Here is a 4881-nt window from a genome sequence, read left to right as displayed (position 1 = left end):
GTCAGCATCCCGATCCTGACCTCGGTGACGGCCCCGGCAAAGGTGGTGCAGGTATCGCCCGCGTCGTCATCTCCGACGCTGACGCAGCTTGGCGAGGAGGGCAAGACCGGCGGATATTTCTTCCGCACCATCACCTCGGACGCGTTGCAGGGCACGGCTGCGGCGAAATACGCCATGGATCAGGGCATGAACAAGCTGGCCATCATCCATGTGAACAACGATTTCGGCGTGAACATGATGCGCGAATTCCGCACCGCCTACGAGGCACTTGGCGGCGAGATCACCTCGGTCACGCCCTATAACGAAAAGCAGGCCAGCTATTCCTCCGAGGCGACGGCGGCATTGCAAGGCGATCCGCAGGCGCTGTACCTGATTTCCTATCCGGTGGACGGGGCGACCATCGCGCGGGCGTGGATTTCCAGCGGCGGACCGCAAAGCTTTCTGCTGAATGACGGGATGAATTCCGAGGACTTCATCAAATCGGTCGGCGCGCAATATCTGAACGGTGCCTATGGCACCTCGTCCGGCACATCGGAAACCGCGTCCACCCGGTATTTCTATGACAATTTCGCCGCATTCTCGGGCGGCATCGCCCCCGATGCCCCGGCGGCAGACCGGTCCTATGACGCAGGCGCAATCGTCGGGCTGGCCATCGCCCAGGCGGGCGAGGCGACAGCAGACAAGATCCGCGACGCAATCCCACTGGTGACGGGCACGGAGGGCGAACCGATCCATGCCGGCCCCGAGGAATTCACAAAGGCCCTGGACCTGATCGCCAAGGGGCAGAAAATCCGCTACGAAGGCGTCATCGGCCCGGTTGCCTTTGACCAGTATGGCGACATCACCGGACCGTTCCGGCTGTGGAAAATCACCGATGGCGTGGTCGGGACGGTCGGCGACATGACCGCTGACGAGGTCGCGGGGATCAAGGCGGAGACGGCGAATTAAGCGCCCCGGCCCCCGGCATCCCGCACGGATAACCGGGGGTTGCCCGTCCTTGCGGGTGGCGGTTTGCATTCCGGTTTCGTGACCGATAAAAAAGCGCCGCCATGCCAAGGTGAAGCCAATGAACGATTCCGATCTGGTGACAGCGTCCGACATGTCGGTTCACGCCTCGCGTTATGCGCCCTATTACCTGTCTCAGATCAACAACCGGCTGTCCTGGGGGGCCTCTCAGCTTTATCTGCATCTGTTCGGTATCGGACTGAACGAATGGCGCGTCCTGTCGGCGCTGCGCAATGAACCGGGCATTCAGGCGCTGCGGGTCGGCGAGATGGTGGCGATGAACAAATCGGTTGTCAGCCGCTCGACCCGCCGGTTAGAGGATCTTGGCTATGTCGCCGCCCGGCTGGACCGGTCGCGGCGGCGGCTGTGGCTGACCGGCGCGGGGGCCGCGCTGCATGACAGGATCATGGTCATCGCCCTGCGGCGCGAGGCCGCTCTGCTGGACGGGTTCAAGGCGGCCGAGCTTGACACGCTGTATTCCATGCTTGACCGGATGCGCGCGAACCTTGCGATGGTCGATGCCGTGGACCGGTCGCTGACACCGGGCTGATCCGCCGACCAATGCCCGCCCGTCGCGGCGGTGGCAGATTTTGGCATTGCATGTTTCCTGCGCAGCGTATCTTGTCGGACCCGCTGCAGAATGTGCAGGAAAGGTTGGCTCATGGATATTCGCGCAATCGTGATGGGCGTGCTTTTCGCGTTGATATGGGCATCGGCCTTCACTTCGGCGCGGATGATCGTCATCGCATCGCCGCCCCTGTTCGCGCTGGCACTGCGCTTTGCGCTGTCGGGCATTGTGGGTGTCCTGATCGCACGCGCCATGGGCGAGACGTGGCACGGCCTCAGCCGCAATCAGTGGCGCGCGGTGATCATCTTCGGGCTGTGCCAGAACGCGCTGTATCTGGGCCTCAACTGGGTAGCGATGCAATGGATCGAGGCCGGGCTGGCCTCGATCATCGCGGCGACCATGCCGCTGATGGTGGCCTTTCTGGGTTGGCTGTTCATGGGCGAAAAACTGCGCCCGATGGCAATTTTCGGTCTGGGTCTGGGTCTGGTCGGCGTCGTGATCATCATGAGCTCGCGCCTGTCGGGGGGCAGCGATCCGGCCGGCATTCTGATGTGCTTTGGCGGGGCGCTGGCGCTGGCGATCGCGACGCTGACGGCGCGGGGGGCCAGTTCGGGCGGGAATGTCATGATGATCGTCGGGCTGCAAATGCTGGTGGGTGCGGTCAGCCTTGGCCTGATCGCGCCATTTTTCGAAACATGGCAACTGACGCTGGACGCAAGGGTGGTCTGGGCGTTTCTGTACACGATTCTGGTGCCGGGCCTGCTGGCCACCTGGCTCTGGCTGCTGCTGGTCGAACGGATCGGGGCGGTCCGCGCCGCCACCTTCCATTTCCTGTCGCCTTTCTTCGGCGTGCTGACCGCCGCCGTACTGCTGGACGAGAAACTGGGCAGCGGCGACATTCTGGGCGTGTTCATCATCATGGCCGGGATTCTGGCGGTGCAACTGTCGCGGGTGCTGAAGAACGGCAAATAGGTTTTCCGCCCCTGCGGTCGCTAACCGCCGGGCGTCAAGCGGATCAGCGCGCCGTTCTGCGCATCGGTCAGCACCATGACCGAGCCGTCCCGTGCCACGGCGACATCGCGCACCCGGCCAAGGCCCTGCACATGCCGCGCCTCGCCCCGCACCCGGCCATCGGCGATCCGCAGCCGGACCAGCGCCCCGGCCCGCAAGCCGCCGATCAGCAGATCTCCGCGCCAATCGGGAAACAGCGCGCCGTCATAGAATGTCATTCCCCCCGGCGCGATGACCGGATCCCAGTAATAGACCGGCTGTTCGGTCCCCTGCATCTGCGTGACACCCTCGCCAACCGCCGCGCCGCCATATTCGATGCCATAGGTCACGACCGGCCAGCCATAGTTGCGACCGGGCTGCGGGCGGTTCAGTTCGTCCCCGCCGCGCGGGCCGTGTTCGATCGTCCAAAGCGCGCCGTCCGGCCCCATTGCTGCGCCTTGAATATTACGATGCCCCCAGGACCAGATTTCGGGCAACGCGCCCTCGACCCCCGGCCTGCCCATCGGCGCACCGCTTAGCGGATCGATCCGCACCACCTTGCCCAGACTTGTCGTGACATTCTGTGCCAGCCCGCGTGCATCGCGGCTGGATCTTTCGCCGGTGGTGACGAACAGCCCGCCCTGCCCGTCAAGGATCAGCCGGGATCCGAAATGGTTGGTCGAGTTCCACGCCGGTTGCTGTTGCCAGATGACCTGTACCTCTTCCAGCCGGTCGCCACCCGGCGACAGAACCCCGGTCGCAACTGCCGTCGCGTTGCGCCCACCGCCGCGCGGCTGCGCAAAGCTGATCCAGACGCGCCTGGTCTCGGCGAAATTGCCCGCCACCGCCACATCCAGCAGCCCGCCCTGCCCGCGGCTATCGACATCGGGCAGCCCGGCAATCGCGGGCGACATCGCCCCGTTCGGGGCGATCAGCCGCAGCCGTCCGGGCCGTTCCGTCACCAGCCAGCCGCCATCGGGCAGTTCCGCCATCCCCCAGGGATGGCGCAGCCCTTCGGTGACGACCTGCCGGTTCAACGCCATATCCGGCAGAACCGGGGCGCGGGTCTGACCCGCGAAAGCCGGTTTCTGTCCCGGCGCGTTGGGGGCTGCGGCGTTGAAATCCTGCGCATGGGCCGAAGCCGCGAACAGGACAGCGATCAGGAACCCTGAAAATCGAGTCATCGAAACCTCCGTCCCCGCAGCCTAGCGCAGACCGACCGCCACCAGGATCACGTCACCGTCAGACAGTTCCTGCGATCAGAACCCTTTGTGAGTCTTCAGAAATTCCGTCTCATCCGCCGTGTTCTCGCGGCCCAGCACCGCGTTGCGATGCGGAAAACGGCCAAATTCTGCGATAATGTCGCGATGAGCATGGGCAAAGCGCAGGGAATTATCGTCCCCCAGCGCCTCGTACAGGCGGATACTGCGGTTCTGATCGTCCAGATCCTCGCTATGCATGAAGGGCAGGTAAAAGAACGCGCGCTGCGCCGGGACAACCTGCTGGTCAAAGCCCTTGTCCAGCGCCTGACCGGCATGTGTCAGCGCCAGATCGTTGCTTTCAAAACTGCGGCCCGACCCGCGGAACATGTTGCGCGGAAACTGATCCAGCACGATCATCAGCGCCAGCGCGTCCGCCGCGCTTTCCATCCAGTGATCCAGCCTGCCGCCATGCGCAGCCTCGTATGTTTCCAGAAAAAGCTGGATGATCTGGTTGTCGATTTCATTGGATTTCTCGAACCAATAGGGCTTCATTTCGTCCGAAAACCAGAAGTCACGGACATCCTGGGGGGTTCTGAAAGACATCATTTCTCCTTATGGCAGCGGAATGAACTCGTCCCGGTCGCCCGGCGGCAGATCGAACAATCCCTGACCCCAACGCGCATCCCGCCATTCGCGTTTCGCCGTCTCGATCCTTTCGCGCGACGAGGCGACGAAATTCCACCAGATAAAGCGCGGCCCGTTCAGGGTTTCGCCCCCCAATGCCATCAGCCGCGCACCCTGTTCGCCCGCCTGCGCCGAAATGGCGTCGCCGGGGCGGAACACCATCATCTGCCCGGACTGAAATTCCTGTCCGGCGATCCGGACCGAGCCCTCGGTGATATACAGCCCGCGATCCTCGTGATCATCGGGCAGAGGAAAACGCGCGCCGGGCGTCAGCGTCACATCCAGATAGAAAGTGTCGGAATACAGCGTCGCGGGCGCCACCTCGCCATAGGCGCGGCCAAGGATCAACCGCGCCTGCGCGCCCTCTGCCTCGATCAGGGGCAGCGCCTGCTGGCCATGATGTTCAAAGATCGGGTCAATGTCCTCGTGGCT

General features: G+C 63.8%; 6 protein-coding genes. 3 read left to right on the top strand and 3 right to left on the bottom strand.

What is annotated here, in order from left to right:
• From ACK5L9_RS01565 to ACK5L9_RS01555, 3 genes are all read left to right on the top strand, one after another.
• Positions 1–948, top strand: a 948-nt coding sequence (locus ACK5L9_RS01565; RefSeq protein ID WP_416909691.1) for an ABC transporter substrate-binding protein, incomplete at its 5' end; no start/stop codon positions are given.
• A gap of 118 nt (positions 949–1066) precedes the next feature.
• Positions 1067–1555, top strand: a complete 489-nt coding sequence (locus tag ACK5L9_RS01560) for a MarR family winged helix-turn-helix transcriptional regulator (RefSeq protein ID WP_416909690.1) — start codon at positions 1067–1069, stop codon at positions 1553–1555.
• Between the two features lie 111 nt (positions 1556–1666).
• Positions 1667–2545 (top strand): DMT family transporter, encoded by an 879-nt coding sequence (locus tag ACK5L9_RS01555; RefSeq protein ID WP_416909689.1) that lies wholly within the window; start codon positions 1667–1669, stop codon positions 2543–2545.
• A 20-nt stretch (positions 2546–2565) separates the two neighbouring features.
• Here the strand turns inward: ACK5L9_RS01555 and ACK5L9_RS01550 are convergent, their stop codons facing one another.
• From ACK5L9_RS01550 to ACK5L9_RS01540, 3 genes are all read right to left on the bottom strand, one after another.
• Positions 2566–3747 (bottom strand): PQQ-dependent sugar dehydrogenase, encoded by a 1182-nt coding sequence (locus tag ACK5L9_RS01550; RefSeq protein WP_416909688.1) that lies wholly within the window; start codon positions 3745–3747, stop codon positions 2566–2568.
• A gap of 75 nt (positions 3748–3822) precedes the next feature.
• Positions 3823–4371, bottom strand: a complete 549-nt coding sequence (locus ACK5L9_RS01545; RefSeq protein ID WP_416909687.1) for a DUF924 family protein — start codon at positions 4369–4371, stop codon at positions 3823–3825.
• Positions 4372–4377: 6 nt separating this feature from the next.
• Positions 4378–4881: pirin family protein (locus tag ACK5L9_RS01540; RefSeq protein WP_416909686.1), on the bottom strand; the 504-nt coding region annotated here is incomplete at its 5' end.

This window comes from Paracoccus sp. (in: a-proteobacteria) (assembly GCF_047973135.1).
GTDB lineage: Bacteria > Pseudomonadota > Alphaproteobacteria > Rhodobacterales > Rhodobacteraceae > Paracoccus.
Note: the sequence above shows the minus strand (reverse complement) of the source record. Positions and strands in the feature narration are given on the sequence as shown.